A 25,605-nucleotide genomic window follows, 5' to 3' on the forward strand; every position below is an offset into this window, starting at 1 on the left:
CTGGGTTTATCTCTAGTTTTGCTCACTAAGGGAATTATACAATTATCACTCGGAACCGAGAATTCGCAGAACCGAGGGAGTGGTTGTTTTAAACCCTGACAACGTGAGTGCTGGCGAGATCTCCTTCAGGCCTTCAGAAAAACTTAAGCAGATTACTAATACCTTGGAACAGGAGCTAATGGTAAAACTCAAAAAGATAGGCAAAGAAAAGCAGTTTCACTGATTAAATTGGCCACTATTGGCGTTATTGCATCAATTTCGGGGCTACTAATAGTCGGATAACGTGAATATTATGCGCTATCCCTCAGTTCAAGAGCTATTAACTTAGCCGGAGGAAGAATAAATGAAGCCAAAGTACTTTATCCCCTTGTTCCGCTTGAAGATTTTTCTGGCTTTAACCTCCCCAATTAACCGCCACCCCCATGACCAGAACTAACCCTTAATTAAACTATTATGAGGTGATGCCACAATTATCCTAATAAATAGTATTATAACTTTAGAGCTCTTACTTCAAGCAGTAGGGGTGATTGCCAAGAAGAACACTAGATTGAGATTATTAGCAAAGTTTTAGTATTTTTGTTAATATTATTTCTTTTGATGATCATGTGGAAAAGAAATACATCCTTCTAGACGAAAGGGTTCTCACGTTGTCCTCACAGGTTCTGGTGAAAATGGTTTACATAGGAAGTTGAAGACCGCCTCTTCGGGGGGCATTATCAGAGAAGTTGGGATTACCGTGGAGGACTTCATAGAGGTTCTTGAGGATCCATAATGAGGGCCAATTATAAGTGGGATTGATCTTTAGAATTTATCCCTTTAAATTTTCAGCAAAAAATATTAAGAAAGAGAACTTTTTAACTTGTTACTATCACGGAATCTTTTCAACAATTTGCGTTGCTTTGCTTTGAGAATCAAAATATTTAAATTCTGTGTATTCACATAATGTATCGCACATAATTTATGTGGTGATTGGAATGCCAAATATGACTATTTCGGTTCCTGATGATCTGTATGAGATAATGAAAAAGCACAGGGAGATTAAGTGGAGCGAGATTGCAAGACGAGCAATGTGGGAGTATGCGAGGAAGCTTGAGCTCTTGGACAAGCTCTTGGAGAATTCGGAACTTACAGATGATGACGTTAGTGAACTGGCTGAAAAAATAAAGAGAGAGATCGCGAAGAGGCATGAAGTATGAAAGTTGTCGTTGATGCTAACGTGATTATTTCTGCATTCAAAAGGGATTCTGTAACCCGGAAGATTCTCCTTTTTCCGTTCATAAATTTCTACTCACCAGCGTATCTTCTAGATGAACTTGAAGAGCACAAGGGAGAAATCATGAAAAAGCTAAGGTCAATGAAGAAGAATTTAAGGTCATTTTAAACCTCCTGCTTGGGAATGTGAAGGTTCTTCCAAAAGAAGCTTATATATTGATAAGATGGAAGAAGCCTTGAAAATTGTGGGGGAGATTGATAGAGATGATGCTCCTTACTTTGCACTTGCCTTGAAAATTAACGCCGGAATCTGGAGCTATGATAAAAAGCTTTACAATCAGAAAAAGGTTAAAATCTTCACGACGGGAGAGCTTTTTGAAATCATAAGAAAAGGGAAGTTTTAAAAATGGGGGTTATATCTAATCCTTCGCGAGCTTAAAAAAATAAGAGTTGGCCTTTCACTTCTCTTAGAGTCTTATTAGAACTCTGTCAAGTCGTCCGAGGTAGAATTTAAACCTTACCTACTGCACCAAAGGGAACAGCACAAAGTTGGTGAGGGAGGATCGTGATAGTCATTGATTCCTCGTTTTAATATAAGGAAGAAAGCTGGGAAAAAGTCCACGCTTGGAACCACATGCAGTTGACATGTTAATCATTGAAACCACAAATGTAAGGTAATAATGAGGCTCTAGAACTTTACAAGCAGATGGAGAAGCTCATGGAAGTGATAATATTAAAGCCGGGGTCAGAAATACCTGCAGGAAGCTCTGGAAATTGCTATAGATTATAATATCTCCATTTATAACAGCCTGTTCTTAACACAAGCAAGAGAATTAGAAGCTAAATCTCTTTGTCAGATAAAATGCTGGGGATATTTTTCCATCCCTATTCACTTGAAAAGAAGAAAATTGAGAAATTTTCTTGACAAGAATGGATAGTCCATCATTTAAACATATTTATGTTAAAAAGGCTTAAATATAATTTAAATTTTAACATTTATACGTCAATTAGGGGTGGTGGTTATGATAAAGCTTAGAGATGAACTTGGAACTGCAACTACGGATTCAGCCCAAAAGATCCTCCTTTTAGGGAGTGGTGAGCTTGGAAAGGAGATAGCGATTGAAGCCCAAAGACTAGGCGTTGAGGTTGTAGCCGTTGACCGCTACGCTAACGCTCCAGCTATGCAAGTTGCCCACAGGAGTTACGTCGGGAACATGATGGATAAGGATTTCCTTTGGAGCGTCGTTGAAAGGGAAAAGCCCGATGCAATTATCCCCGAGATAGAGGCGATAAATCTAGATGCCCTCTTCGAATTCGAGAAGGATGGTTATTTTGTAGTTCCAAATGCAAGAGCTACCTGGATAGCTATGCACAGGGAGAGGCTTAGGGAAACCCTTGTGAAGGAAGCAAAGGTTCCTACTTCCAGGTATATGTACGCTACAACCCTTGATGAACTCTATGAGGCCTGTGAAAAGATCGGTTATCCATGCCACACAAAGGCTATAATGAGCTCCTCGGGAAAGGGATCGTACTTCGTCAAGGGGCCCGAGGACATTCCGAAAGCCTGGGAAGAAGCAAAGACTAAAGCGAGAGGTAGTGCAGAGAAGATAATAGTTGAGGAACATATAGACTTTGACGTGGAGGTTACGGAATTAGCCGTTAGACATTTTGATGAGAATGGGGAGATCGTGACTACTTTCCCAAAGCCCGTTGGCCATTACCAGATAGATGGTGATTACCACGCAAGCTGGCAACCGGCCGAGATTAGTGAGAAAGCTGAAAGGGAGGTCTACAGGATAGCGAAGAGGATTACAGATGTTCTTGGAGGCTTAGGGATTTTCGGTGTTGAGATGTTTGTTAAGGGGGATAAAGTCTGGGCGAATGAAGTTTCTCCAAGGCCTCATGATACTGGAATGGTAACTTTGGCTTCTCATCCTCCAGGATTCTCTGAGTTTGCCCTTCACTTAAGGGCAGTTCTTGGGCTTCCAATCCCAGGGGAGTGGGTAGATGGCTATAGGCTTTTCCCGATGCTTATACCTGCTGCAACTCACGTTATAAAGGCAAAGGTTTCAGGGTATTCACCTAGATTCAGAGGATTAGTCAAAGCTCTAAGCGTTCCAAACGCAACGGTGAGGCTTTTCGGTAAGCCTGAAGCTTACGTTGGAAGAAGACTGGGTATCGCTCTAGCCTGGGATAAGGATGTTGAGGTTGCGAAAAGGAAAGCTGAAATGGTAGCTCACATGATTGAGCTGAGAACGAGGAGTAGCGACTGGCACGATCAAAATTATGAAAAAAGGAAGCACTTACTCCGATAGATACCTTTCCCATCCCATCTCTTCTAATCTTTTTGCCTTTTCTTCGACTTTCCTTTTCATATCTTTCATGTACCTTCTAAGCTTTTCTTTGATCTCGGGGTATTTTATTCCCAGGATCCTCAGGGCTAAAAGTGCAGCGTTCTTCGCGTTATCTATAGCTACGGTAGCAACCGGGATCCCACTTGGCATTTGAACTATCGATAACAAGGAGTCGAGACCATTCAAGGCTTTACTCTTTATTGGCACTCCAATAACGGGTAGAACCGTTAGTGATGCAATAATCCCTGGGAGGTGGGCCGCTCCTCCAGCTCCAGCTATTATTACTTCTATTCCCCTTTCCTCCGCTTTCTTTGCGTATTCATAAGCTCTCTCTGGAGTCCTATGGGCCGATATTATCGTTATCTCATACGGAACCCCAAACTCTTCCAAAATCCTTGCGGCCTCTTTCATTACTGGTAAATCAGAGTCACTACCCATTATAATTCCAACGAGTGGCTTTTCACTTTTCATGCTTATCACCACATTTGAGATTTCTAGCTATCCCTGGGATACCCTAGCAATTTAATGTCAATATTTAAAAAGTTTCTTCGAATATTTCTACATATATGTGCTAATCGACTCTCCTCAACTTGGGCTCATTTCCCTTGAATTCATATTCAAACCTAACGAGCTCCTCTATAGGCTTGGGTGTCTTTATGACAAGTAGCTCTCTCTTTATTCCGTTTTCTCCCAGAGAGCTTCTCGTTTTCAGCACGTAATCTGCTCTCCTATATACGGAGAGGAGAACTCTTTTATCTTTTACTCCCTCCCACAGCCAGAAGTTGGTTCCCCTTGGATACTTCTTATAAGCTGGATGACCGTACCTAACCTCGGCCGAGGTCTCTAGATACCTAAGGGTTTCTTCAGGCGTAAAGACTTCAAGGTATCCAGACATTGATATTGCAAATCCGTAAAGTTCCCTTCCTTCGAAGAGATTTAAATCCATCCATACCTTTTTGTGATCCTCAACGGCCTTTGCGTATTTTATGGGGAGCGTTTCTGAAGATAGCATCCCTTCCAAGTACCAAACTCCTGGCATGGTTGCTTTAATTCCATGGAAGCTACCAAAAGTGTCCACTATTGCCAGTCTGTGGTTCTCTAAATATTTAATTACATCTACTCCAAATCTTGATAGGATCCTTATTATCAATTGTAGTGGATACGAAATGCTAAACATGCCAACTAAATTATCACTTTTGAGCTTCCTTGAAAGTATGTAAAATAGAATATCCTTCCCGCGAGAGGATGCATCTTCCTCATGTATCAATATTAGTGAATGCTTCTTTATTTTTCCAATTTCCCTATCAAGTTCCTCTATCTCCCAGGATATCATTTTCAAACCTCCTTAAATAGTTCAAAAATTAAATTCTCATTGGGCCCCTTAGTTATAATTCCAACCTTCTTCCCATTAATTATCCTGGTTTCAAGAACTATATCGGAGGCTAAATATACCGTCTCCTCAAGTATCGGACACTCAAGCTGGGAGTACGTTATTATCGTTTTTGGTCTGTATCCTTTTAGGATCTCTTCCCTTAAGGCCCATATAAGTTTGTAAGTCAATAAGGGATTTGAAAAGAGCTTGCATATCCCTGAGCTTAGGTATGTGAAAAACCAGAAATTGGCAATGTTGGTTGTTTTTAGAGTTTTAATGGCCCACTCTTTTAGTTTACTCACGAATACCACGTCATCTAAGTAGCCCGAGAGCTTATAAACTCCCTTAATTTTCCTTTCTATCTTATTCATGCTTCCAAAGACGTCAAATATCATGAGATTTTCCCCTAAGTATTCGTCAACGTTGATCCCGAGATTCTCCATATTTGTCATGAATGTCCTTAGTGGTTCATAAAGGAATAAGAAAACATTATTCTCATTTTCTAGTAAGTGCTTTAATACTAGAAGGCCAAACCTATCTCCTTCTGACTCTAATTCTTTTTGAATTATTGCAAGAATGCCCCCCTCGGGAATAGAACTCACCAACTCCTCTATTATGCCCATAGGAGAGTCACCTGGTTAAAGATACATTTTGAAAATATAAATCAGTTTTGTGTAGGTGGACACTACTTTATTTAGTAATTAACTTTTTTGTTAACACGTTTATGTAAACAAAAACCATTAATACCTTATAATTTTGACTTAAATATGGTGATATAAAGTGAAGGTTCTTCTTGTAGGAGGGGGCGGAAGGGAGCACGCAATAGGGGAAGCGCTAGTTAAGGGAGGGGCCGAGCTCTACGTAGTTTCCAACCATAGAAATCCCGGCTTGATGAGACTTGCAAAAGATTATGGACTGGCTAAGGAGACCAATGTTGAGGATGTAATAAAGTTTGCAAGGAAGTGGGGAATTGAGTTAGCCTTCATAGGTCCTGAAGCTCCTTTGGAAGCTGGTATAGTTAATGCCTTGGAAGAGGAGGGTATTCCAGCGGTTGGACCTACTAGAGAAGCTGCAAGATTAGAAACCAATAAGGCCTGGGCTAGGGAATTCATGGAGAGGAACAATATCCCAGGGAGGAAAATGTTTAGGATATTCGACGACGTCCAGGAGATGAGGAAATGGATAGATGAATATGGAAAGCCTGTAGTTGTTAAACCACTTGGCTTAACTGGAGGAAAGGGGGTCAAGGTAGTTGGTTATCAGCTTAAAGATAATGAGGAGGCAAAAGAGTATGCCGAGCATATAATAAGGAAAGATGGTAAAGTCTTGATAGAGGAAAGGACGGATGGTGTTGAGTTCACGCTTCAAGTCTTTACGGATGGTAAAAAGGTAATCCCCATGCCCCTAGTCCAGGACTATCCTCATGCATATGAGGGGGATGTGGGGCCGATAACTGGGGGTATGGGTTCTTATTCCTGCTCAAATCATCTATTACCGTTTATAACTGAAGGAGATTTTGAAAGGGCCCTTAAGACCCTTGAAGAAACAATTGAGGCAATGAGAAAAGAGGGTTATCCATACAAGGGAATACTCTATGGACAGTTTATGCTAAGTGGGGAAGGACCCGTTCTGATAGAGTACAACGCTCGCTTTGGCGATCCAGAGGCAATAAACGTTCTTGCAGTCTTGGATGATAACCTCCTTGAGATAGCCAAGGGAATAGTTGAGGGTAGCTTGAGGAAAGCTAAGTTCCTTAACAAGGCCACCGTGGTGAAGTACATAGCCCCTCAAGGTTATCCCCAGGATCCCATTAAGGGAATTAGGATAGAAGTTGATGAGGAGGGGATAAAAAATGAAGGTGCTAAAATCATATACGCAGCAGTCGATGAGAATTTAACCCTTCTCGGTTCGAGGGCTTTAGCCATAGTCGGTGTAGCGGATTCTTTGGAGGAGGCTGAGAGGATCGCCGAAAATGGCGTTAGCTACGTCAAAGGGCCAATATTCTACAGGAAGGATGTTGGAACTAGGGAAAGCGTTGAGAAGAGGATTGAGATAATGAAAAAGTTGGGAAAGGAATTTGAGCCGAATTTATGTTGAGGTGATTTATATGATTGATAGGGAAGAGATACTTTCCATATTGGAGAAGTACGACAAGGATAAGATTACAATCGGTGTAATTGGGAGTCACTCAGCTTTGGATATAGCGGATGGAGCTAAGGAAGAGGGATTTCCCGTTTTAGTCGTGGCTCAAAGGGGGAGGCATAGGACTTACGCTAAATACTTCAAGCTAAGGAAAACCAAAGATAACCTCACAAAAGGTTTCATAGATGAAGTTATTATCCTGGATAAATTCGCCCAAATAATAGAGATCCAGGAGGAACTAATAAAGAGGAACGTTATCTTCATTCCGAACAGATCTTTTGTTGTTTATACGGGAATAGATAAGGTCGAAAATGAGTTCAAAGTTCCGATGTTTGGCACTAGATCTCTGCTAAGAACCGAGGAGAGGAGGGAAGAAAAGAGTTACTACTGGCTACTTGAGAAAGCAGGACTTCCTTATCCAGAGGAAGTTAAACCGGAGGAGATAGATGATGTTGGCCTAGTTATGGTGAAGCTTCCTCATGCAAAGAAGAGGCTCGAGAGAGGATTCTTCACCGCTGCAAGCTACAAAGAATTTAAGGAGAAATCCGAGAGGTTAATAAGACTTGGTGTTATAACGAGGGAAGACCTTGATAAGGCTAGGATAGAGCGCTACATAATCGGGCCAGTCTTCAACTTTGACTTCTTCTATTCGCCAATAGATGAGGAGATTGAACTCTTAGGGGTTGATTGGCGCTTTGAAACGAGCTTGGATGGACACGTTAGACTTCCAGCTGCCCAACAACTAACGTTGCCTGAGCATCAATTCGAGCCTGAATATACCGTATGCGGCCATGCATCCGCAACGTTAAGAGAGAGCCTTCTTGAAAAGGTCTTCGACATGGCCGAGAAATACGTAGAGGCTACTAAGAAGTACTATCCCCCGGGGATTATAGGGCCATTCACCCTTCAAACGGTAGTTGACAAGGATTTGAACTTTTACATTTTCGACGTAGCCCCAAGGACGGGGGGAGGAACTAATATTCACATGTCGATGGGTCACCCCTACGGGAATTCACTGTGGAGGAGTCCGATGAGCACTGGGAGGAGGATCGCTTTAGAGATCAAGAGGGGCATTGAGCTGGATGAGCTTGAAAAGCTTGTAACCTAACCTTTAATTTTTCATTAGGGAAGGAGTTTTTAATTACATGCTACTATTGTTATTAGGGGTAAAGATATGAGTAGTGCAATAAAGATAGCCGAGGAATTTTACAATGATGAGTACTCTGACTCAGTCCTTTATGCTGAGCTTGCTAAATATGAAAAAAATAAGGAGATTAAAGAAGAGTTTTTGAGATTGTCTAGAATGGAAGCTAAACATGCCAAATTCTGGCACGATTTCCTGGTGAGGAGAGGTGTAAAGCCGAAAAAGCCAAGGATCAAAAAATTAACGTTTTTTACTGTAAAACTATTGCGCAAACTCTTTGGACCTGCAATGGTCGTTTCAATGCTTGAAATGGGAGAAAATAGTGCAATTCAGAAGTACTTTAAATTCTTTGGAGAGTTCTCGGACGAGATAACTGAAGAGGAATTTGAAGGGCTCAGAGGTATAATAATCGATGAGCTTGAGCATGAAAAGTTCTTTTCTGAGAGCAAAAAGTTATTCCACGTGGAAAATATCAGGGACTTCGTCCTAGGGATGAACGATGGTCTCGTTGAAATTCTGGGTGCAGTTACAGGTCTGTCAGCGGTTTACCCTAACTCTCCAAGGCTCGTGGGAATTAGCGGCCTAATCGTGGGAGTCGCAGGCGCTCTATCCATGGGAATTGGGGCTTTGATTTCAGTTAGGAGTCAGAGGCAAGTTAGTGAAGCGATTAGAGAGAGAACGAAGATATTGTTTAAAGTTTCCCCCGAGAAAGCTAAGGAGGAGCTGTATGAGAAATTGGTTGAGGGAGGTCTTCCCGAGGAGATAGCAAGGGAAGTTAGTGAAAAACTCCTGGAAAAAGAGGAAGCCATAATAAAGTTACTAGTCCCCGAGGAAGAAGAAAACGAGTTTAGGGCCGCCCTTTATACGGGTATTGCATATCTTTTTGGAGTTGCATTTCCAGTAACTCCTTATTTCTTTGCATCAACGTCTCTTAGGGCTTTACCTATATCGGTAACCTTAGCGGGATTGGCCCTTGCGATAGTCGCTACTTCGATCTCTTTAATCTCAGGAATTTCTATTAGGAAGAAGGTCATCGAAATGGTTACTACCGGGCTGGGGGCGGCATTTTTAAGCTATATATTTGGACATATCATGGAATCACTGTTCAACGTGTCAGCATTATGAAGAGGAAAATAATTTCGATAATAATCCTGGCAATCGTCGGCCTTTCACTCACGTTTTCTTCTTATCAGCCTATTTTATCATTTAAAGGGCTTGAGTCCAGAGCTAAAAGTATCAATGAGCTCGATGTAAGTGAGAACATATACTCAGCTTTACTCCTCAACAACACTCCAATTATGAAAGTTAGGCAAAGAGTTGGAGTCGTGGAGTATTTGAGACAGAACGTTTACGTTACCTATGAAGGGGGGAGATGGAAGGGTAAGGAGTCGAATGTCTCCCGAAGAATTTTAATCGAAAAACCATCAGTTCCACATAGGGAAGTTAGGGATCATGTAACAATAGAGCTGGAGTATCCTCTTATCTCCGGAAATCTGTACACAACCTTGTATACGACGTCCATTTCGATTCCATACTATTACTATCTAGAATTCTCACTCTTTAGGCCCGTTAATTATCCTGTTAGGAGCTATTCCTTCGACGTTGTTAAATATGATTTCCCTCAGGATGTCCTTAAAAAGCTACCCACAGATGAAAATCTTAGGGATTACCTTCAAGTTCCAAAATTGAGTAATAGGGTTTATGAGCTTGCCTTTAATATTACTAGGAATGCTAAGACACCTTACGAAAAGGCCCTCGCTATAAGGAACTATTTGCTGGAGAACTACATATACGATGAGAATCCAATTCCTCCTATACCTGGGATAGATCCAGTTGAATGGTTCCTATTCTATACTAAGAGGGGAGTCTGCTTGGACTTTAACACCGCTTTCGTTATTCTTGCGAGGATCGCTGGCATTCCCGCTAGACTGGTAACTGGATATAAGATCGATCCTATTCCTGGGGAACAAATTGTTAGGGCCAAGCAAGCCCATGCATGGGCCGAGATCTACCTAAAGGGTGTTGGATGGATTCCTATAGATGCAACTGGTTATAGGCGTAGTGAAAAGCCAAAGACTAAAAAGGAGGAGCCTTTGGAGGCCAATTTGACGATTCTTCCAAATGGAACCCTCTCCATAACATTTTCCAGGGCGTTAAATGACACCATAGAGATTACAACGTATTCAAAGAATATGAGGATCAAGGTTAATGGAACGCAGGTATTGGTTCCTTTAAATATATCTAGTCCAGAAAAGATCACGGTTAGGGTTGGGAATAATATCTTTGAGAAAATAATCAATTGGGTACCTTCTGTTGTTATAGTTCCTAAAAATCTAACCATAACCAAAGGAGGGTACGGGAGCATAAAGGTTATAACCCAGGAAAAGGTTTCGGTAAGATCTGAGCTTCCCTATATCTTAATGAAGAGGGATTTTGGATATGAGGTTAAAGTGTATGGGGAGGATGTTGGCGATTATCCTGTGGAAATAGCTGTTGGAAGTACAATTTATACCGTTCACGTTAAGGTGGGGATAAAAACCTACGTGAGGATTCTAAAATGGCCAAGTAGAGTTGAAGAGGGTGAGAAGTTCCTGATTGAGGGAGTAGTTACTTCAGAAAATGGAGAGAAAGTTGATGGGGGAAAAGTTATTGTAGAAGCGAGAACGGATAAGAGAAAACCTGGGATAAAGATAGGGGAGGGAAAGGTTAGGAATGGAAAGTTTACTGTTAGATGCGTTCTTAATAAGACGGGTGAGTATGAACTTGTTGCAGTTTATGCGGGATATTCCTTCTTCCTTCCTTCCGTTAGTGATCCTAAAATTAAGGTAATCGCAAGATCAAAGATCCTCGCCAACAAGTTTAACGTAACATCTGTAGGTTTGGTGAAGATCAGGGGAATTTTAGTCACAAACTCTGGGAAAGCCCTTGGAAATAGGAAAGTCTACGTTTACTTGGATGGTAATATAGCTAGGGTTCTCCTAACGGAAGCCAATGGAATGTTTCAAGGGTATATTAAGGTTTTAACACCTGGATTTCATGAGATGAAAGTTATATATCCTGGAGATGAGCTTTCTGAACCTTCAAATGTTACCTGGAGGTTTCTAGCACTAAAATTGAAACTTGACTATCCAGTTTCCGTGAAAGGTGGGGAGGATATCAAAATTTTTGGAAAAGTTTATGGGATTACCTCAGGAACATTAGTTGTCGAGAGCAAACTTGGGAAGAGGATTGTGGAAATTAGAAATGGGGAATTTAGAATTAGCTTTCCAACTAGGAGGGATAGCGAGGGTTTGTACAGATTCAGCTTCTTTTATAATGGGACCGAGATTAAAAGGATCGCTGTGTTCGTTAAACCCAGGATCATAATTAGAGTAAGTGGGACAATTTTAGTTTCCAATAAAAGTAAAACAATACGGGTTAAAGTGCTCTCTCCAGTGGAAGAACCTATTCCTGGGGCCAAGGTAATTTTCCAAGTTGGAAATGTAAGTAAAAGTAACGTGACAAATGAAAGGGGAGTAGCTGAATTCACAATTTCATTTAAGAAGCCCGGGAAGTATCCGGCCAATCTTCTCATTATAATGCAGAACGGATTCGTATCTTACCCCTTCTACATAAGAGTCCTTAGATTTCCGCTTTATATTTACGCTTTACTAGTATTGACAATTCTCCTCGGCACATATTTCGGAATTAAGGGCTTAAAATTACTGATGGCTGTGGATATTAATCTCGATAGGGATCCTCCAGTTTATACATCCCAGGATGAGATTAGAATTATTTTAAGTAAGCCTGCTAGTCTGTTTATAAATGGGAAGTTCGTTGGAAAGGGAAGAGAATTTAGGGTTAAGCTCTCACCGGGAGTTTATAGGGTTCAAACGATGAAATGGGGGATAAAAGGTTCTGAAAAGAAAATTCTCGTTGTAGATAGTTTAAATGATGCCGTGGTGAAGATATTCCTCGAAAAATATGATGGAGCTCCAGGAAAGACCGTTCGGGAAATTCTTGGAAAGAGCGTTCTAACGGAAATTTTTGAGAAGGCTAGGTATGGGAATGTAAGTTTATCTTTTAACGATTTTAAGACCTTCATAAAACTCGTGGGAGGTAAGCGCACAAATGCAGGCAAAACTAAGGAATAAAATAATCTCCGTAGCATTTTACCTAATCTCAATTGTTCTAGTTAAGTACATCCTCGTAAACGTTCCATGGCTAGATGTAATATCTGACAGTATCATTGCCCTACTGGTATTTCTAGCCTTCGGGGAAATAATTTCGCTCATTAAAATGGAGTTTAAATATCTTGCAATCTCTCTGGCAGTATTCTTTTTCCTTTATTACTTCCCCTATGACTTTTCTAGGATCGATGTAGGAATCATAGGAGCAGGCTTAACTTTGTTTTTGAGCTCCTATAAATTTGGTGAGCCCTTAATTCAGGTAGTTCAAGGTGTTGGGATTATTATGGTGTTCCTGGCCCTCTCAAATCTGGTATATCCACTTTCCCCCATCTTCAAGTACCTTGCGATATTCTCGGGGTTAGGCTATGGATTTGCAAGCCTTGAGGGATTTAGAATTTTACATGGTAGGTATTTCACAGAGAACTTGAAGGGGATGATCATCATTGGAGGTTTACTGGGAATCATAAAAGTTAATCCATTTAAAGGGTACCTAGGTTTTGCGATAAACTCAATCTCACTGCTTTTAATCCTGGGAATTACTGGCTTAATTGTAACTTCCATTCCATCTAAGAAAGCTAAAGAGGAAGTTATTGTTGGGAGGTTGAAACATGAAGTTCGACTTAATGTATCGGTGGATGAAATATACAGGGAAGCAAAATTGGCCCTTGACGACTTTATCCTCCATGGAAAGAAAGAGAAGATCGTTGCATTCCTAACTTACTACGGGATAAAGTCCGGTTTAAGCTTAAATAAGATCGAGGAAATTATAGCCCCCATAGTTAATTATGAAGGAAGGAAGTATTCAGTTTTATCTCCATCCTGGTTCATTAGACTCATGGAAAAGAAAGAAATTGAAAGGCGAAAGAAAATAGTTGAGGAAGTTTTTAGGAGGATGAATGGATGAGAGGGGAAGTTAAAAAGATAATTGAGGCTATCGGAGATATATTCATTGGGCATGAGGATGTTATAAGGAAGGTTTTGGCGGTTGCCCTGGTTAATGGGAATATCCTCTTTGAAGACTATCCTGGACTGGGAAAGACCTTATTGGCTAAGGCCTTCGCTAAGATCCTGGGATTAAAATTCAAGAGAATTCAGTTTACCCCAGACCTTTTACCCGCGGATATTATAGGGACAAAGGTCTGGAAACCGGAAAAAGGAGCATTCGAGGTTGTAAAGGGGCCGATATTTACGAACATACTCTTAGCTGATGAGATAAACAGGGCTCCTCCAAAGACTCAGTCTGCTTTACTTGAGGCCATGGAGGAAAGGCAGGTCACAATAGAGGGAGAAACATTTAAGCTTGAGAGGCCTTTCTTTATAATAGCAACTCAAAATCCTCTGGAACTTGAGGGGACGTACCCCTTACCAGAGGCCCAGCTCGATAGGTTCTTGGTAAGGCTTAACATTGGCTATCCGAGGAATGAAGAGGATGAGCTTGAGATTCTAAAGGCAAGGCTTAGATGGGGAAAAGATGACCCGACGAGTGATATATCCCCAATAATATCTAGAGAGGACTTCATTAGGATGCAGGAGGAGGTTGAGAGGGGTGTTATTATTCATGATGACATCTTGAGGTATATAGTCAGGCTTGTTAGAAGGATAAGGGAGGATGAAAGGATTGAGGCCGGCCCTAGCCCGAGGGGAGGACTCGCCCTAATGAAGTTAGCAAAGGCTAATGCATTTATCGAAGGAAGAAGTTATGTTATCCCTGATGATGTAAAATACTTTGCAGTGGAAGCCCTTGCTCATAGAATAGTCCTAAAACCAGAGTACTCGCTGGAAAGAGGAATAGCGGAGGAAATCATAAGGGAAGTCCTTGAAGAAGTTCCCGTACCTAAGGATATAAGGTATTGAGGGATGGAGGATATGAAGGGTGCTAGTTTTTTCGTGACCCTGTTCCTTTGGTTCATCGTGATGTCCCTCATATTTGGAGTTCCAGGCAAGCTAGCTGTCTTTCCCCTTCTCCTTCTAATCATGGGGCTATTGTTTGATGCCCCTGGTGATTTTGAGGTTGAGAGGGAAATTGAAAAAGCCCAAACCTTCGTAGGAAATGAAATAGAGGTCTTAGTGAGAGTGAGGGTGGGTAGAGGGATAGGATTGGTGATGGTGAGGGAAAACATTCCAAAGGCTTTTATGACAAGTTCTGGCAGTAACGTTGGTTACTTCTTTACGTACCCAGGAAGGAGAAGTTTTCAGCTTTCTTACAAGCTTCTCCCCTTAAAAAGAGGTGTTTATGAGATTCCGAAGACGGAAATAATATCACTCCACTTTCTAAGGATCCATCCAATGAAGTGGGGCCTTTACGGAGGAGTCAATGAAATTGTAGTTCTTCCCAAGATTGGCATTACTAGGTGGGTAAGATCCTGGAGGGCTCTTGAAAGTCAACGCTCGCAGATTTCTAAATCATTAAGTGGGGTTACTACGTTAGAGTTTAAGGAGATACGGGAGTACAAGCCCGGGGATCCTTTTAAGGTAATAAACTGGAAGGCTACCGCGAGAACCGGGAAGTTGTTGGTAAACGAATATGAGAAGGAAGGGCAGGATACGATAATACTATTCCTGGATGCAAGAATGGGGGAGGAAGTGGGCTCTATAGTGGAGAATCCACTTGAGTATGGAATAGAACTCGCTTACGCCCTTTCGATATACCTCCTGGGAAGGGGAAGCAATGTTGGTCTCTACATAATTGGCCAAGGTAAGATGGTAACTCCCTCATCCTCCCTTTCCCATAGGGATACGATACTCAAGGCCCTCATCGCCTCAGAGTATAGAAAGGAAGAGACATTTGAAGAAGCTTTCAAGAAATCGGCAATACTCCTGAGGAAATTTAATCCCAAGGTAGTGATAATAACTAATGTAATCCCTGAGGTAGTGGAAGAAATCAAGAAAATTGGTAAGAACAGAAATACCCTAATAGTAGATGTTTCCGTCTACTGCAAGCTTTCAGAAGACATCTGTCCCCTTATTAACCTAAAAAAGTTAGCCCTCTATCGAAAGTTAGGAGCTAGAGTTATTCCCTGGGATGTCTCTAAATATAGCACTATGGAAATAATTGGAAAGATCGTGGGGGTTCTGTAATGATAAAGATCCTGAGGGGCCTTATAGTTACATTAGTTACATATGGGATGCTAAAGTTTACGTTCTCCATAACCCCATTATTGGATCTTGTTAAGCTTGGCTTAATTATCTTAAAGATAAAAATGCCTCCAGAAACGTTTATATTTCTAATATTTGCCATGATAGGAATAAACTTTCTTCTTTCTGATTCTTCACTTGTTGCAATCTCCTCAGTTCCGTTTATCCTCTACTTCCTCGTTTGGATATTCCAGAATTCTAATATCTTTGGAGACTTGAGCATCCTATTTACGAGTATATTCAGTGGTAAGGTTTCAGATCTCAGTATCTTGGCACTTCTACTTCTTTTGGCTTTCTCTTTTGTCGTTGATACGTACTCACGTTATGTTAAGATAGGTGTTGATTGGAGGGAGCTAAATTTGGGCATCCTATTTTCCTCCTTTGTAATACTAATTTCCTTTTTTGCCTCCCTTTTAATGATCCGTTTAAAAGAATTTCATGAAGGTTCAATATTCTTAGGGGTTCTCTTACTCTTGCTCTTATCATTTACCTTCTCAATGCTTGAAGAAGAGGAGGAAAAGGAAACCTCTACAATTATAAGGGTTATAACAAAGGAGAGAAGTGAAGTTAGGGTCAAGGAGGATATCGTGGAGATAATACCGGAAGGGGGAGATGAAGATTTGAAGATAATTGAGATCAAAGGTAAACCTAGGGAAGTGTACATCCTGGAAGGGGATAAGAGAATTAAGGTTCCCAAGGTACTAGAAGTCCTTGACTCTGGAAAAAGGGTTGTATTGTACTCGAATGAAGAAAGAATAGAGGTATAAGGAGGTGAGTTGCGATGAAGAACTTGTCCTTGTTAATTTTTATCTTCCTAATTGCTTTGACACCAGCAGTTTCAGCATGGAACGGTCAACTGTGTAGTGATGTGAAGTACCAGAAGAGCATAGAAGCTATCATAGCTGAGAATTCGACGGTATATGCATCATGCTCCTACAGGATGGTGGCCAACTCAACGGGAGGTTTGATTGGAATTTATTACCTAGGAACTACAGGGGCCTTTACAAAAAATGGTACAAAACTCTGGGAAATAGACTCCGGATTCGTAACTAAGCTTTCCCTTTGGAATGACAAACTTCTGATAGGGAGTATGGGAGGCCTACTAGAGGTAGACAAGAATGGAAGCTATATATCCAGGTATCTAACAAGGTACAAGTTATATGACTTCGACCTTAAAGGAAACTACGCGTATTTAGCCTCCGGTGATGTCTTCACGGGAAGTGAAATGAAGGGTAGTGTAGTTAAGGTTTACCTCCCAAATATGAGTAAAGTTTGGTCCGTTAACTTAACCCAAATGCCGGGAAGAATTAGGGTTGGGAACGGAATAGTATACGTAGGTACAGGCTACCCTTCAGGCTACGTTGGTAAGCTTAAATTCGGTGAGTTAATTGGAATATCTAAGGATGGTAAGATCCTTTGGAAGGTAAACCTGGGAGAATGGGTTAGGGATCTAGAGGTATGGGAGAATAATGCCGTCGTTGGTACCGGTTATAATAGCACGGGTAATCTTCTGGTGATAAATCCTAAAGGTAAAGTCCTGCTTAACATGTCCATGTTTTACGTGGAAGATATATTAATAAATGGAAACATTGCTTACATCTCTGGTTTAAAAAAGGTAACCGCTGTAGACTTAAGAAATGGAAAAAAACTCTGGGAGACTAATTTTCCCTATAGAATAAAAGTTCTTAAGCTTTACAAAGGGAAACTACTAGCAGGGGGAGGAAAATTCGTTGAAAAGAACGGCACGATATACAGCGTTGGTGACCTTTACGTTATTAACCCCAGGAATGGAAAGATCATCAATAGGATCTCAACGGGATACGTGAGGAGCTTAGCAACTGGAGATGATATGATATTCGTAGGAACTGGGAGTAACATATTAATGGCCTTAAATGAAGATAATGTAATTCCGAAAAAGGTATGTGGTCCGGGATTTTTACTGCTCTTGCTCCTCTTGGGTAAGAAAATTAAGAAGCTCTAAAAATTCCCTAACCCTGGTCTTTATTTCTGGATTTTCAACTTTTTTCCAATCTTTAACTGGAATTATCTTCTTCTCTGTAATTAAGGCTAATTCATAACCGTTATCAACTTTCTTGATAACCTTTAATGTTCCATATTGTCTTTCATACTCTATGAATGCTCCATTCAATAGGGTGGAGTATAAGGTTGCGAGAAAGTTAAGTAGTGTCTCCTTGCTATAGGCTAGAGGATTATCTCCTATAGTTATTAGAATCCTTATGTTAGTAAGCTCTATTTCGATTCCCTTCCTAGGAGGATCGAAGAAGTCCAAGATCTTACCCTCTATCTTTCTTATATCCCTTATGTTAATCGAGATCTCTCCCATGGGCTTAATTTGGAAGACTAAAGTGTTTCTGTCTATTTTAAATTTTGCCATTTTAAATTTTGGAAACTTTGGGGGATCTAGAGGGGAGTACGTTGCGACTTCAAGTAGCATCGGGAAATTGTATAAGGGAGAGAATATATAAGGTTGATGATCCATTATATACCCATGTTTGGAAAAATTAAGTTGACCAATTTGGAAATTAAGATGGGTAACGAGCTCATCTCAATAAAAGAGGAGGGAGATTACTTCTTATATCTTAGACGAGATGTCGAGAGGGTTATCGTTGGTGATTACCTTCAGATTCTTCCAGCCCCGGCCAGGGGATATGGAGTTAAATTAATGATGGTAAAGTTGAAGAGACCAATAGCTCTTGCCCCTGGAAAGAGCATTGAAGGGTTCATTCAGGTACCAGTCGAAGTCAGCGTTAAAGTTGGAGACTCCGAAATAGATCGTTTTGGTATTGGAAGGGAAAAATACGCGCTTTATGGAACCCTTGAGAACGGGGTAATAGTCAGGTATTGCACGGGCTACATAGGTAACGAACCAAATGGCCTTGGCAACTTAAAAGTGAAAATCGTTAATAAGGGAGAAGATTGGGGCTTTATCGACAGGATAGTCTTTCCAATGTTGGATCTTATGTACTATTCGAAGGATAAAGCCTTTTATCCATTGATAAGGGTTGAAATTCAGGAAGATATAAACGTTATAAATACCGGAGAAGCTCCGCTTCCAAACTTAGTGTCTACTGGAGAAGAAAAGAGCTTAAGATTTAGGATGAGGTGGTGACTATGCAATTTACAACACAGGAAATCTTAAAGGCCATTGCAACCCTAATAGGAGGTATCGTGATAGCTGGTCTCGTGAGAGTTTGGATACTCAAGCTCTCGAGAAGTACCAAGTATGTGTGGGTTTTTAACGAGGATACCGCAAAGCTGTTCTGGAGATTCATCGTTATAGTTTCCATACTAGCCGCTCTTGACACCTTGGGAATTTTAGAATTCACGATATATGGGGCAAAGGTAAGTTCCTTAATAGCTGGGATTTTGCTATTCTACATATCTTATTTACTGGGTAAAAAAGTTCAGAATTATTGGGTAGTAAAGGGAGGGGCCGAAGCTCAAATTAAGGCTAAGCTGTTCTATTACACATTGATAACTCTAGCTTTTTTCTTGGCATTGAACGTTGCTGGATTTACTGGTAAATTAACAACGATAGTTGCCGCTGCAGGTATTACAGGTATTGTTCTAGGTTTTTCCGCCCAAACCGTTATCTCAAATCTGATCTCGGGAATATTTATGTACTTTGACAAACCTTTGGAGATAGGGGATCCCATCGAGGTAGCTGGATACTCGGGAGTCGTGCATGACATAAGGATATTCTCGACTAGGATAAGGACCTGGGATGGCCTCCTTGTAAGGATACCTAATGAGAAGCTCTTTAATAGCGAGATAAAGAACCTCGCTAAATATCCAGCTAGAAGGGTGGATGTCGTCGTTGGTATATCATACAAGGATGACGTTGACAAGGCCGTTGAGATTATAAGGAAGACGTTGGATGAGATTCCATACGTACTAGCGGAACCTGAGCCTACTATCTTCGTTGAAGAACTTGGCGATAGTAGCGTTAACCTTGCGATTAGGGCCTGGGCCCCCAGCGAAAAGTGGTTTGATGTTAGAATTGAAATTCTAAAGAAGGTTAAGAAAGCTCTTGATGAAGCAGGGATTGAGATACCATTCCCACAGCATGTTAATTGGTTTGCCGAAGAACTTAAAGTTAAAATTGAATGATTCTATATTTTATTATATTTCAACTTTATTGTAGTAATGTTTATAAGGATTGATTTTGTTACTTTACATGATAATTATTTGAGGTGCTCTACTATGAAGAAAAGAGTTGCATATATAATATTGGCATTGCTTATCTTATTCAGTTTAAAAATTGGGGCAAGTAACTTCATCGATGTTGCAAAGTCAAAGGGAAACATACTTTCGAGTGGAGAGTTTAATATAAAGATAAGCAAAGATGGACAGAGGTTCTATGATGATACAAAGGTTTTTGAGCTCAAGGAATTAGTCCCAGGGGATGTTAAAGAGTTCAACATGTACGTTAAGAACTATGGTAACGTTCCGGTATCGAACATCTCAATATTTATCTTTGTCAGGGATTATGAGGAAGATCTATCTCCAGCCGAAGAACCCTATGATCTAACTCCGGAAGAGGGAGAACTCAGTAAATGTCTCTACGTCGATGGGATCTACGTGAATGGGACTAACGTTCTTTCAAAAAGTATGAGACTTTCGGAGTTAGCTGGAAAGGAAATAAAGCTCTTTTCAGGAAAGCTTAAGGAGAAGGAGATTATTCCAGTGAAGTTCGTGGTTAGATTCTCCAAGGATGCGGGAAACGAGTGCATGACTGACAGAACAGAGGTTCTTATAAAGGTTGTTGCAACACAATAACCTTTATATTCTTATTCTTTTTCTAAACCCTGATGTTCTACTATGTTGAAATCCTGGGAACCCTACCTGAGATGGGAAAAGCAGAAGTTGAAGCCCTGGCAGAATTGGGAGTTGGTAATGTTGAGAAGGTTGATTACTTGTTAGTATCGGGATCGGTAAAACATATAGGAGTATTTGAGAGATTGGGGCTAGCCCACGAATATGGCCTCTTACTCTATGAGGGGGATGATATCAAAGATATTCTCGACTTTGCAAAGGGTTTGGAGTGGAGGAACATCATTAATGGAACTTTTGCAGTTAGGAGGGAAAGGATGAGGAATTGTATGCATGAAGTTAATGATCTAGATAAGAAAATAGGGGGTATAATACACTCACAGGGATTAAGGGTTAACCTGTCAAGGCCGGATACAGTAGTTAGGGTTTACTGTGGGAATAAAATTTGGTTAGGGATCAGGATTAGAGAATTTAAGGGGAAGGAGTTTGAGGATAGAAAGGCGGATAGAAGACCATTTTCCAGGCCAATAGCCCTTCCTCCCAGGATAGCTAGGGCCATGGTTAACTTAACGAAGGCAACTAGAGAGGTACTAGATCCCTTTATGGGAACAGGTGGGATGCTCATAGAAGCCGGTTTGATTGGCTTAAAGGTTTACGGGCTTGACATAAGGGAAGATATGGTTGAGGGAGCTAAAATAAATTTGGAATATTATGGAATTAGGGATTACGTAGTAAAGGTCGGTGACGCAACTAAAATAGAGGAAGTCTTTCCTGGGAAGACCTTTGAGGCCGTAGCTACGGATCCTCCTTATGGAAACTCTACAACTCTCCCGATGGATAGAAATGAGCTCTATAAGAGATCTCTTGAAAGTATTCACTCCGTGCTTGAAGGACGTTTGGCCATAGCTTTTCCGGCCGATTTTGATGCGAGAGATGTTGCTGAATCGATAGGATTTAAAGTCCTGGGGAGATTTTATCAACGAGTTCACTCTTCCCTCTCAAGGTATTTTTATGTAATGGAGGTATGAGGAGGTGAGAAGATGGCAGTTAGGGATTGCCCTGAATGTCATGGGACTGGTAAAATTAAGGTTGGTGAGAAGGAGTGTCCTGTTTGCCACGGGTGGGGATACGTTCCAGCTGATTTTAAGTTAGGAGAGCATCTTAAGGGTTACAGGAATCTTAAGAACCTGGGAGTTGAGGAAGAAGTCGATGAAATACCATGCCCAGAGTGCCACGGGAAGGGAACGGTTCCAGTTTACGATACTTGTCCAACCTGCGGTGGAACAGGAAAGGTCTTAGTATGTGACATATGCGGTAGGATAAAAGGCCCCTGGGAACCGGGTATGGAAACCACCTGGGTCTGTCCTGAGTGCGAGAGAAAGTTTAAGGTTGTTTACGTCTTGGATAATGCATGTGATTATGAGGATGTCGAAGTTGGAAAGTACTACAAGGGTATAATAGATAGGGTTGAGAGGTTCGGCGTATTCGTTAGGCTTAATAAGCATGTTCTCGGCTTGATAAAGAAGAAGGATCTCCTTGGTAAGAGACAATACATTCCTGGGGAGGAGATAATAGTCCAGGTCCTTGACGTTAGGCCAGATAGGAAGGAGATAGACTTTCTAGAAGCGCCGTTAACAAGGTATAGGGAAGTTCAAGTAAAGAAGGAACTTCCAGTCACGCTAATAGGAGATTTAAGGGAAGAACTTGCTGGAAAGACTGTGAAAGTTAGGGGAAAGGTGACCCAAGTCCAAGTTACTGGAGGACCTACGGTGTTCACGCTAACCGATGGGACGGGAATTACATGGGCGGCCGCTTTTGAAGCCCCTGGAGTAAGGGCTTATCCCAACGTGAACATTGGAGATGTAGTTGAGGTTATAGGGAAGGTATCCTTCCACGCTGGAAGGATTCAGATAGAAATAGTTGACATGCACAGGATCTGGGGCCCCGAAGCCCTGGAGGTTAAGAAAAGGATTGAGGAGGAGCTTGATAAAAAAGCTCAGCCAAAAGATGTTGGTTTCCTGGTCAAAAGCGAAGTTTTGGAAGCACTTAAACCCAAGATAATGAAGGCTGCCTTTATGATAAGGAGGGCTATCTTTGAGGGTAGGCCAATAATACTGAGGCACCATGCAGATACCGATGGTTATACCGCTGGTGTCGCATTGGAAACTGCAATAGTTCCGTTAATAGAGGAGGTTGCCCCAGATCCAGATGCAAGATGGCATTTATTCAAGAGAAGGCCTTCAAGGGCTCCCTTTTACGAGCTTGAAGACGTCCTAAAGGATATAATATTCATGATGGAAGATCATATGCGCTTTGGTGATGAACTTCCCCTCGTGGTTATAGTTGATAATGGAGGAACAACTGAGGATATCCCGGCTTATAAAAGGCTGAAAGCTTATGGGGTTAAGATAGTGGTAATTGATCATCATGACCCCAGGGATTGGATAAGCGAGGATAAAGCGAAAGTCGATGAGTACGTTGACGTTCATGTAAATCCACACCACGTTAAGAGGGGCTACTATGAGCTCACCGCTGGAATGCTTGCAACTGAGGTTGCTAGGTATGTAAACCCAGCCGTTGAGGATAAAATAAAGCATTTACCGGCGATAGCTGGAACCGGTGATAGGAGTAAAGCTCCAGAATTCTATCAATACCTGGAGTACGCCAAGGAGAAGGGCCTTACCGAGGAGGATTTGAAAAAGATAGCTGAGGTCATAGACCACGAAGCATTCTATTGGAAGTTCATGGATGGGAGAGGAATAATAGAGGATATCCTCCTAGTTACAGGGAACCTCCAGAGGCACAGAATGCTTGTTGACTCAATATACTCAGAGGTCAAAGAGAAGCAGGAAAAAGTTCTCAGGGCAGTTCTTCCTCACGTCAAGAGCGTTGTGCTACCGAATGGTATTAGGTTTAACACAATTGACGTTGAGCTTTACGCTCCAAAGTTCGACTATCCAAGCCCAGGAAAGCTTTCTGGATTGATACATGATCACTTCAAAGAGAAATACGGAGAAGAATCTCCAATTTTAACACTTGCTTACGGCCCTGACTTTGCCGTCGTAAGGGCCAGTGATGGTATGGCTAAGTACAACTTCGACTTGAATAAAATAGTAAAGATCCTCGCTGAAAAACTTCCAGATGCTGGGGTTGAGGGAGGAGGCCATAGCTACGCTGGTTCAATAAAGTTCTTCGAGGGGAAGAGAAAGGAAGTCTTGGAGGCATTTGCCAAGGAAATATTCAAGCTCAAGGCTGGTGAGTGAAAATGAACCAGCTCCTTGAGGCATTTTGGTATATCCTCCCAGCTTACTTTGCAAATTCTTCTCCAGTTGTACTAGGTGGGGGAACTCCAATAGACTTCGGAAAAAAGTGGAGGGATGGAAGAAGAATACTAGGTGATGGAAAAACTTGGAGGGGATTCTTTGGAGGATTAATCGTTGGGACGATTATTGGAATTGTCCAGTATTTCCTGTTGCCAGAATATTATGGGAGTCTTGGAATAGCGATTGAACTGGCTTTTTTGCTATCTCTTGGAACGTTAGTGGGAGATTTAATTGGTAGCTTTATAAAGAGGAGGCTGAATATGCCCAGAGGCTATCCAGCCGTTGGACTTGACCAGTGGGGGTTCTTAATAGCTGCTCTGTGCTTTGCTTATCCTGTGAAAACTATACCTACGGGGGAGGTTCTCTTTCTATTGGTAATAACCCCACTCATACACTGGGGGGCTAATATCTTCGCATATAAAATGGGTTGGAAAAAAGTTCCGTGGTAAAATAGGTAGTCACTCAACGTACTGGGCATAATATGTTAGGGCTTTTAATAACTCATTGAATCCCTCGTAAGTTACCAGGGAGAGTAAAATGGGCTCCTGCTCAAGCCTTTTTTTGACGAGTTCCCTTAGCCTTTCAAGCTCTTCCCTTGAAACAAGGTCTATCTTATTTATGACGACTATTATCGGCTTTTCATACCTAAACTTTAGCATATAATGTAGTTTTTCCATTCCCCTGTGAAGGCCCTTTGTGGCATCTATCATGTGGATTATGACATCGGCATTAACTATCTCCTTAATTAGCTCTTTGAACTTCTCCTCGCTTAGCACCTTTCCCCTGATTTCCTTCTCGGGGTCGAAGAGGCCGGCCGTGTCAATTAGAACTAGCTCATCGGCCCCTCCAAACGGGTTTTTCATTGTTTTTGGTAGCTTTATTTTGCCGAAAGCCCTTTTTATAATTCCTTTAGTCGTTCCTGGGGTTTCAGATACTTCAGAAAATTTCCCTCCAAGGAGTGCATTCATAAGTGTTGACTTACCAACGTTTTCGGCCCCGATAATCGCAACCTTTATCATAATCTCACCTACCTCTATTTAGAGGAATTACGTATTTAGGGGTTGAGGGGATATGAGTCGGGTTAAGCTTGGTCATCACTACTATTACATTGTTACTCCTCAGGATCTCAGAGATGGCAAATATAAAGGAAAGAACATTGTTATTGAGGGTGAAATAAAGGATAAGCCAATAATAGAGTTTCTCCCCATGGAACTTCCAAGTTACAGGACGATATTCAGAGTTTCAGGATTCAAGGTAGAATTCTCTGGAACCCCAAACGTGAGGATGGGTGAGAAGGTTAAAGTATACGGAGTCTTCGTTGGGGATGGGATAATAGCAAGGGCCATAGAGACGGAGGGGGCCATCTATATCACGGAGGAGTGAAGGTCATGATCGAAAAGATATTGCTCGTTCAAACCCTCAAAAGATTGCCCAGAATGGGTTGGCTCATCAAGGGTGTCCAGGAGCCTGAAAGTATTGCTGATCACTCCTTTGGTGTTGCTTTTATAACCCTTGTTCTTGCCGATGTTTTGGAAAAGAGGGGAAAGAGGATAGATGTCGAGAAGGCCCTAAAGATGGCAATAGTTCACGACTTAGCTGAGGCAATAATAACGGATATACCCCTCTCTGCCCAGGAATTTGTGGACAAAGATAAAGCTGAAGCACTAGTCTTTAAAAAAGTGTTTCCAGAATTTTACGAGTTATACAGAGAATACCAAGAATGCTCGTCTCCCGAAGCTCAGCTTGTGAGAATAGCAGATAAACTTGACATGATCCTTCAGGCTTATCAATATGAACTCTCTGGGAATAAAAATTTGGATGAATTTTGGGAAGCCATAGAGGAGATCAAGAGACTGGAGCTGTCCAAATATCTGGAGGATATTTTGAACTCAGTTGGGAGGTTAAAAGCTTGATTGAAGCTCTGACTTTTGTTCTTGCTTTTATATTAACTCCCTATTTT

The 25,605-nt window shown here is 41.4% G+C and carries 27 protein-coding genes; 22 read left to right on the forward strand and 5 right to left on the reverse strand.

Going from position 1 to position 25,605, the window contains the following annotated elements; translation table 11 throughout:
• Positions 1-79 precede the first annotated feature (79 nt).
• From PH_RS09930 to purT, 5 genes are all read left to right on the forward strand, one after another.
• Positions 80-223 (forward strand): hypothetical protein, encoded by a 144-nt coding sequence (locus PH_RS09930; RefSeq protein ID WP_231833707.1) that lies wholly within the window; start codon positions 80-82, stop codon positions 221-223.
• A gap of 751 nt (positions 224-974) precedes the next feature.
• Positions 975-1,196 carry a hypothetical protein gene (locus tag PH_RS01425; RefSeq protein WP_048053085.1) on the forward strand — a complete coding sequence of 74 codons (222 nt, stop codon included), beginning with the start codon at positions 975-977 and terminating at the stop codon, positions 1,194-1,196.
• A complete protein-coding gene (locus PH_RS10050) occupies positions 1,193-1,381 on the forward strand; it encodes a PIN domain-containing protein (RefSeq protein WP_010884412.1) in 189 nt (62 codons plus the stop codon). The genes PH_RS01425 and PH_RS10050 overlap by 4 nt, the downstream gene beginning before the upstream one ends.
• 55 nt (positions 1,382-1,436) lie before the next feature.
• Positions 1,437-1,616 (forward strand): PIN domain-containing protein, encoded by a 180-nt coding sequence (locus tag PH_RS10055; RefSeq protein WP_010884413.1) that lies wholly within the window; start codon positions 1,437-1,439, stop codon positions 1,614-1,616.
• Between the two features lie 618 nt (positions 1,617-2,234).
• A complete protein-coding gene (gene purT, locus PH_RS01440; RefSeq protein ID WP_048053086.1) occupies positions 2,235-3,527 on the forward strand; it encodes a phosphoribosylglycinamide formyltransferase 2 in 1,293 nt (430 codons plus the stop codon).
• Here the strand turns inward: purT and purE are convergent.
• From purE to PH_RS01455, 3 genes are all read right to left on the reverse strand, one after another.
• Complete coding sequence (gene purE / locus PH_RS01445) at positions 3,516-4,037, reverse strand: 5-(carboxyamino)imidazole ribonucleotide mutase (protein WP_048053087.1); 522 nt, start codon at positions 4,035-4,037, stop codon at positions 3,516-3,518. The two genes, purT and purE, sit on opposite strands and share 12 nt — an antisense overlap.
• A 100-nt stretch (positions 4,038-4,137) precedes the next feature.
• The gene (locus tag PH_RS01450; protein ID WP_048053088.1) at positions 4,138-4,899 is read right to left on the reverse strand and encodes a hypothetical protein; all 762 of its coding nucleotides are present in this window, start codon (positions 4,897-4,899) and stop codon (positions 4,138-4,140) included.
• A gap of 2 nt (positions 4,900-4,901) precedes the next feature.
• A complete protein-coding gene (locus PH_RS01455) occupies positions 4,902-5,561 on the reverse strand; it encodes a hypothetical protein (RefSeq protein WP_010884417.1) in 660 nt (219 codons plus the stop codon).
• Between the two features lie 157 nt (positions 5,562-5,718).
• On the opposite strand from PH_RS01455, the gene purD reads away from it, so the two are divergent.
• From purD to PH_RS01500, 9 genes are all read left to right on the forward strand, one after another.
• Positions 5,719-7,035 carry a phosphoribosylamine--glycine ligase gene (gene purD, locus PH_RS01460; protein ID WP_010884418.1) on the forward strand — a complete coding sequence of 439 codons (1,317 nt, stop codon included), beginning with the start codon at positions 5,719-5,721 and terminating at the stop codon, positions 7,033-7,035.
• Positions 7,036-7,045: 10 nt separating this feature from the next.
• On the forward strand, positions 7,046-8,188 hold the full coding sequence (locus tag PH_RS01465) for a formate--phosphoribosylaminoimidazolecarboxamide ligase family protein (RefSeq protein ID WP_048053089.1): 1,143 nt from the start codon (positions 7,046-7,048) through the stop codon (positions 8,186-8,188).
• Positions 8,189-8,254: 66 nt separating this feature from the next.
• Positions 8,255-9,349, forward strand: a complete 1,095-nt coding sequence (locus PH_RS01470; protein ID WP_010884420.1) for a VIT1/CCC1 transporter family protein — start codon at positions 8,255-8,257, stop codon at positions 9,347-9,349.
• Positions 9,346-12,357, forward strand: a complete 3,012-nt coding sequence (locus PH_RS01475) for a transglutaminase domain-containing protein (RefSeq protein ID WP_010884421.1) — start codon at positions 9,346-9,348, stop codon at positions 12,355-12,357. Before PH_RS01470 ends, PH_RS01475 begins: the two co-directional genes overlap by 4 nt.
• The gene (locus PH_RS01480) at positions 12,335-13,297 is read left to right on the forward strand and encodes a hypothetical protein (RefSeq protein ID WP_010884422.1); all 963 of its coding nucleotides are present in this window, start codon (positions 12,335-12,337) and stop codon (positions 13,295-13,297) included. The genes PH_RS01475 and PH_RS01480 overlap by 23 nt, the downstream gene beginning before the upstream one ends.
• On the forward strand, positions 13,294-14,247 hold the full coding sequence (locus tag PH_RS01485; RefSeq protein ID WP_010884423.1) for an AAA family ATPase: 954 nt from the start codon (positions 13,294-13,296) through the stop codon (positions 14,245-14,247). The genes PH_RS01480 and PH_RS01485 overlap by 4 nt, the downstream gene beginning before the upstream one ends.
• 3 nt (positions 14,248-14,250) lie before the next feature.
• On the forward strand, positions 14,251-15,471 hold the full coding sequence (locus tag PH_RS01490; protein WP_010884424.1) for a DUF58 domain-containing protein: 1,221 nt from the start codon (positions 14,251-14,253) through the stop codon (positions 15,469-15,471).
• Positions 15,471-16,295: a hypothetical protein gene (locus PH_RS01495; protein WP_010884425.1), complete on the forward strand. Its 825-nt coding sequence runs from the start codon at positions 15,471-15,473 to the stop codon at positions 16,293-16,295. Before PH_RS01490 ends, PH_RS01495 begins: the two co-directional genes overlap by 1 nt.
• A gap of 14 nt (positions 16,296-16,309) precedes the next feature.
• Positions 16,310-17,509: a PQQ-binding-like beta-propeller repeat protein gene (locus PH_RS01500; RefSeq protein WP_010884426.1), complete on the forward strand. Its 1,200-nt coding sequence runs from the start codon at positions 16,310-16,312 to the stop codon at positions 17,507-17,509.
• Here PH_RS01500 and PH_RS01505 read toward each other — a convergent pair.
• Entirely contained in the window at positions 17,465-17,983 is a 519-nt protein-coding gene (locus PH_RS01505; protein ID WP_143522635.1) for a hypothetical protein, read from the reverse strand. The two genes, PH_RS01500 and PH_RS01505, sit on opposite strands and share 45 nt — an antisense overlap.
• Positions 17,984-18,019: 36 nt before the next feature.
• On the opposite strand from PH_RS01505, the gene PH_RS01510 reads away from it, so the two are divergent.
• The 6 genes from PH_RS01510 to PH_RS01535 all read left to right on the forward strand — a co-directional run bounded on the left by PH_RS01510 (position 18,020) and on the right by PH_RS01535 (position 24,094).
• On the forward strand, positions 18,020-18,658 hold the full coding sequence (locus PH_RS01510) for a DUF432 domain-containing protein (RefSeq protein ID WP_010884428.1): 639 nt from the start codon (positions 18,020-18,022) through the stop codon (positions 18,656-18,658).
• A 2-nt stretch (positions 18,659-18,660) separates the two neighbouring features.
• Complete coding sequence (locus tag PH_RS01515) at positions 18,661-19,659, forward strand: mechanosensitive ion channel family protein (RefSeq protein ID WP_048053091.1); 999 nt, start codon at positions 18,661-18,663, stop codon at positions 19,657-19,659.
• 93 nt (positions 19,660-19,752) lie between these two features.
• Positions 19,753-20,328: a hypothetical protein gene (locus tag PH_RS01520; RefSeq protein WP_048053092.1), complete on the forward strand. Its 576-nt coding sequence runs from the start codon at positions 19,753-19,755 to the stop codon at positions 20,326-20,328.
• Positions 20,329-20,360: 32 nt separating this feature from the next.
• Entirely contained in the window at positions 20,361-21,350 is a 990-nt protein-coding gene (locus tag PH_RS01525; protein ID WP_010884431.1) for a TIGR01177 family methyltransferase, read from the forward strand.
• 12 nt (positions 21,351-21,362) lie between these two features.
• Positions 21,363-23,585 carry a DHH family phosphoesterase gene (locus PH_RS01530; protein WP_010884432.1) on the forward strand — a complete coding sequence of 741 codons (2,223 nt, stop codon included), beginning with the start codon at positions 21,363-21,365 and terminating at the stop codon, positions 23,583-23,585.
• Positions 23,586-23,587: 2 nt separating this feature from the next.
• Complete coding sequence (locus PH_RS01535; RefSeq protein WP_048053093.1) at positions 23,588-24,094, forward strand: CDP-2,3-bis-(O-geranylgeranyl)-sn-glycerol synthase; 507 nt, start codon at positions 23,588-23,590, stop codon at positions 24,092-24,094.
• A 9-nt stretch (positions 24,095-24,103) separates the two neighbouring features.
• Here the strand turns inward: PH_RS01535 and PH_RS01540 are convergent, their stop codons facing one another.
• Entirely contained in the window at positions 24,104-24,664 is a 561-nt protein-coding gene (locus tag PH_RS01540; protein WP_010884434.1) for an Era-like GTP-binding protein, read from the reverse strand.
• A gap of 52 nt (positions 24,665-24,716) precedes the next feature.
• On the opposite strand from PH_RS01540, the gene PH_RS01545 reads away from it, so the two are divergent.
• The gene (locus PH_RS01545; RefSeq protein WP_010884436.1) at positions 24,717-25,028 is read left to right on the forward strand and encodes a hypothetical protein; all 312 of its coding nucleotides are present in this window, start codon (positions 24,717-24,719) and stop codon (positions 25,026-25,028) included.
• Between the two features lie 5 nt (positions 25,029-25,033).
• On the forward strand, positions 25,034-25,558 hold the full coding sequence (locus PH_RS01550; protein WP_048053094.1) for an HD domain-containing protein: 525 nt from the start codon (positions 25,034-25,036) through the stop codon (positions 25,556-25,558).
• The last annotated feature ends 47 nt before the right edge of the window (positions 25,559-25,605 follow it).

Source organism: Pyrococcus horikoshii OT3 (assembly GCF_000011105.1).
GTDB classification, from domain to species: domain Archaea; phylum Methanobacteriota_B; class Thermococci; order Thermococcales; family Thermococcaceae; genus Pyrococcus; species Pyrococcus horikoshii.

Bases quoted from the DNA above. Each gene is read 5' to 3' on its own strand.
- PH_RS01425 (WP_048053085.1), top strand. From the start codon at position 975: ATGCCAAATATGACTATTTCGGTTCCTGATGATCTGTATGAGATAATG.
- PH_RS10050 (WP_010884412.1), top strand. From the start codon at position 1,193: ATGAAAGTTGTCGTTGATGCTAACGTGATTATTTCTGCATTCAAAAGG.
- PH_RS10055 (WP_010884413.1), top strand. From the start codon at position 1,437: ATGGAAGAAGCCTTGAAAATTGTGGGGGAGATTGATAGAGATGATGCT.
- purT (WP_048053086.1), top strand. From the start codon at position 2,235: ATGATAAAGCTTAGAGATGAACTTGGAACTGCAACTACGGATTCAGCC.
- purE (WP_048053087.1), bottom strand. From the start codon at position 4,037: ATGAAAAGTGAAAAGCCACTCGTTGGAATTATAATGGGTAGTGACTCT.
- PH_RS01450 (WP_048053088.1), bottom strand. From the start codon at position 4,899: ATGATATCCTGGGAGATAGAGGAACTTGATAGGGAAATTGGAAAAATA.
- PH_RS01455 (WP_010884417.1), bottom strand. From the start codon at position 5,561: ATGGGCATAATAGAGGAGTTGGTGAGTTCTATTCCCGAGGGGGGCATT.
- PH_RS01465 (WP_048053089.1), top strand. From the start codon at position 7,046: ATGATTGATAGGGAAGAGATACTTTCCATATTGGAGAAGTACGACAAG.
- PH_RS01470 (WP_010884420.1), top strand. From the start codon at position 8,255: ATGAGTAGTGCAATAAAGATAGCCGAGGAATTTTACAATGATGAGTAC.
- PH_RS01475 (WP_010884421.1), top strand. From the start codon at position 9,346: ATGAAGAGGAAAATAATTTCGATAATAATCCTGGCAATCGTCGGCCTT.
- PH_RS01480 (WP_010884422.1), top strand. From the start codon at position 12,335: ATGCAGGCAAAACTAAGGAATAAAATAATCTCCGTAGCATTTTACCTA.
- PH_RS01485 (WP_010884423.1), top strand. From the start codon at position 13,294: ATGAGAGGGGAAGTTAAAAAGATAATTGAGGCTATCGGAGATATATTC.
- PH_RS01490 (WP_010884424.1), top strand. From the start codon at position 14,251: ATGGAGGATATGAAGGGTGCTAGTTTTTTCGTGACCCTGTTCCTTTGG.
- PH_RS01495 (WP_010884425.1), top strand. From the start codon at position 15,471: ATGATAAAGATCCTGAGGGGCCTTATAGTTACATTAGTTACATATGGG.
- PH_RS01500 (WP_010884426.1), top strand. From the start codon at position 16,310: ATGAAGAACTTGTCCTTGTTAATTTTTATCTTCCTAATTGCTTTGACA.
- PH_RS01505 (WP_143522635.1), bottom strand. From the start codon at position 17,983: ATGCTACTTGAAGTCGCAACGTACTCCCCTCTAGATCCCCCAAAGTTT.
- PH_RS01510 (WP_010884428.1), top strand. From the start codon at position 18,020: ATGATCCATTATATACCCATGTTTGGAAAAATTAAGTTGACCAATTTG.
- PH_RS01515 (WP_048053091.1), top strand. From the start codon at position 18,661: ATGCAATTTACAACACAGGAAATCTTAAAGGCCATTGCAACCCTAATA.
- PH_RS01520 (WP_048053092.1), top strand. From the start codon at position 19,753: ATGAAGAAAAGAGTTGCATATATAATATTGGCATTGCTTATCTTATTC.
- PH_RS01525 (WP_010884431.1), top strand. From the start codon at position 20,361: ATGTTCTACTATGTTGAAATCCTGGGAACCCTACCTGAGATGGGAAAA.
- PH_RS01530 (WP_010884432.1), top strand. From the start codon at position 21,363: ATGGCAGTTAGGGATTGCCCTGAATGTCATGGGACTGGTAAAATTAAG.
- PH_RS01535 (WP_048053093.1), top strand. From the start codon at position 23,588: ATGAACCAGCTCCTTGAGGCATTTTGGTATATCCTCCCAGCTTACTTT.
- PH_RS01540 (WP_010884434.1), bottom strand. From the start codon at position 24,664: ATGATAAAGGTTGCGATTATCGGGGCCGAAAACGTTGGTAAGTCAACA.
- PH_RS01545 (WP_010884436.1), top strand. From the start codon at position 24,717: ATGAGTCGGGTTAAGCTTGGTCATCACTACTATTACATTGTTACTCCT.
- PH_RS01550 (WP_048053094.1), top strand. From the start codon at position 25,034: ATGATCGAAAAGATATTGCTCGTTCAAACCCTCAAAAGATTGCCCAGA.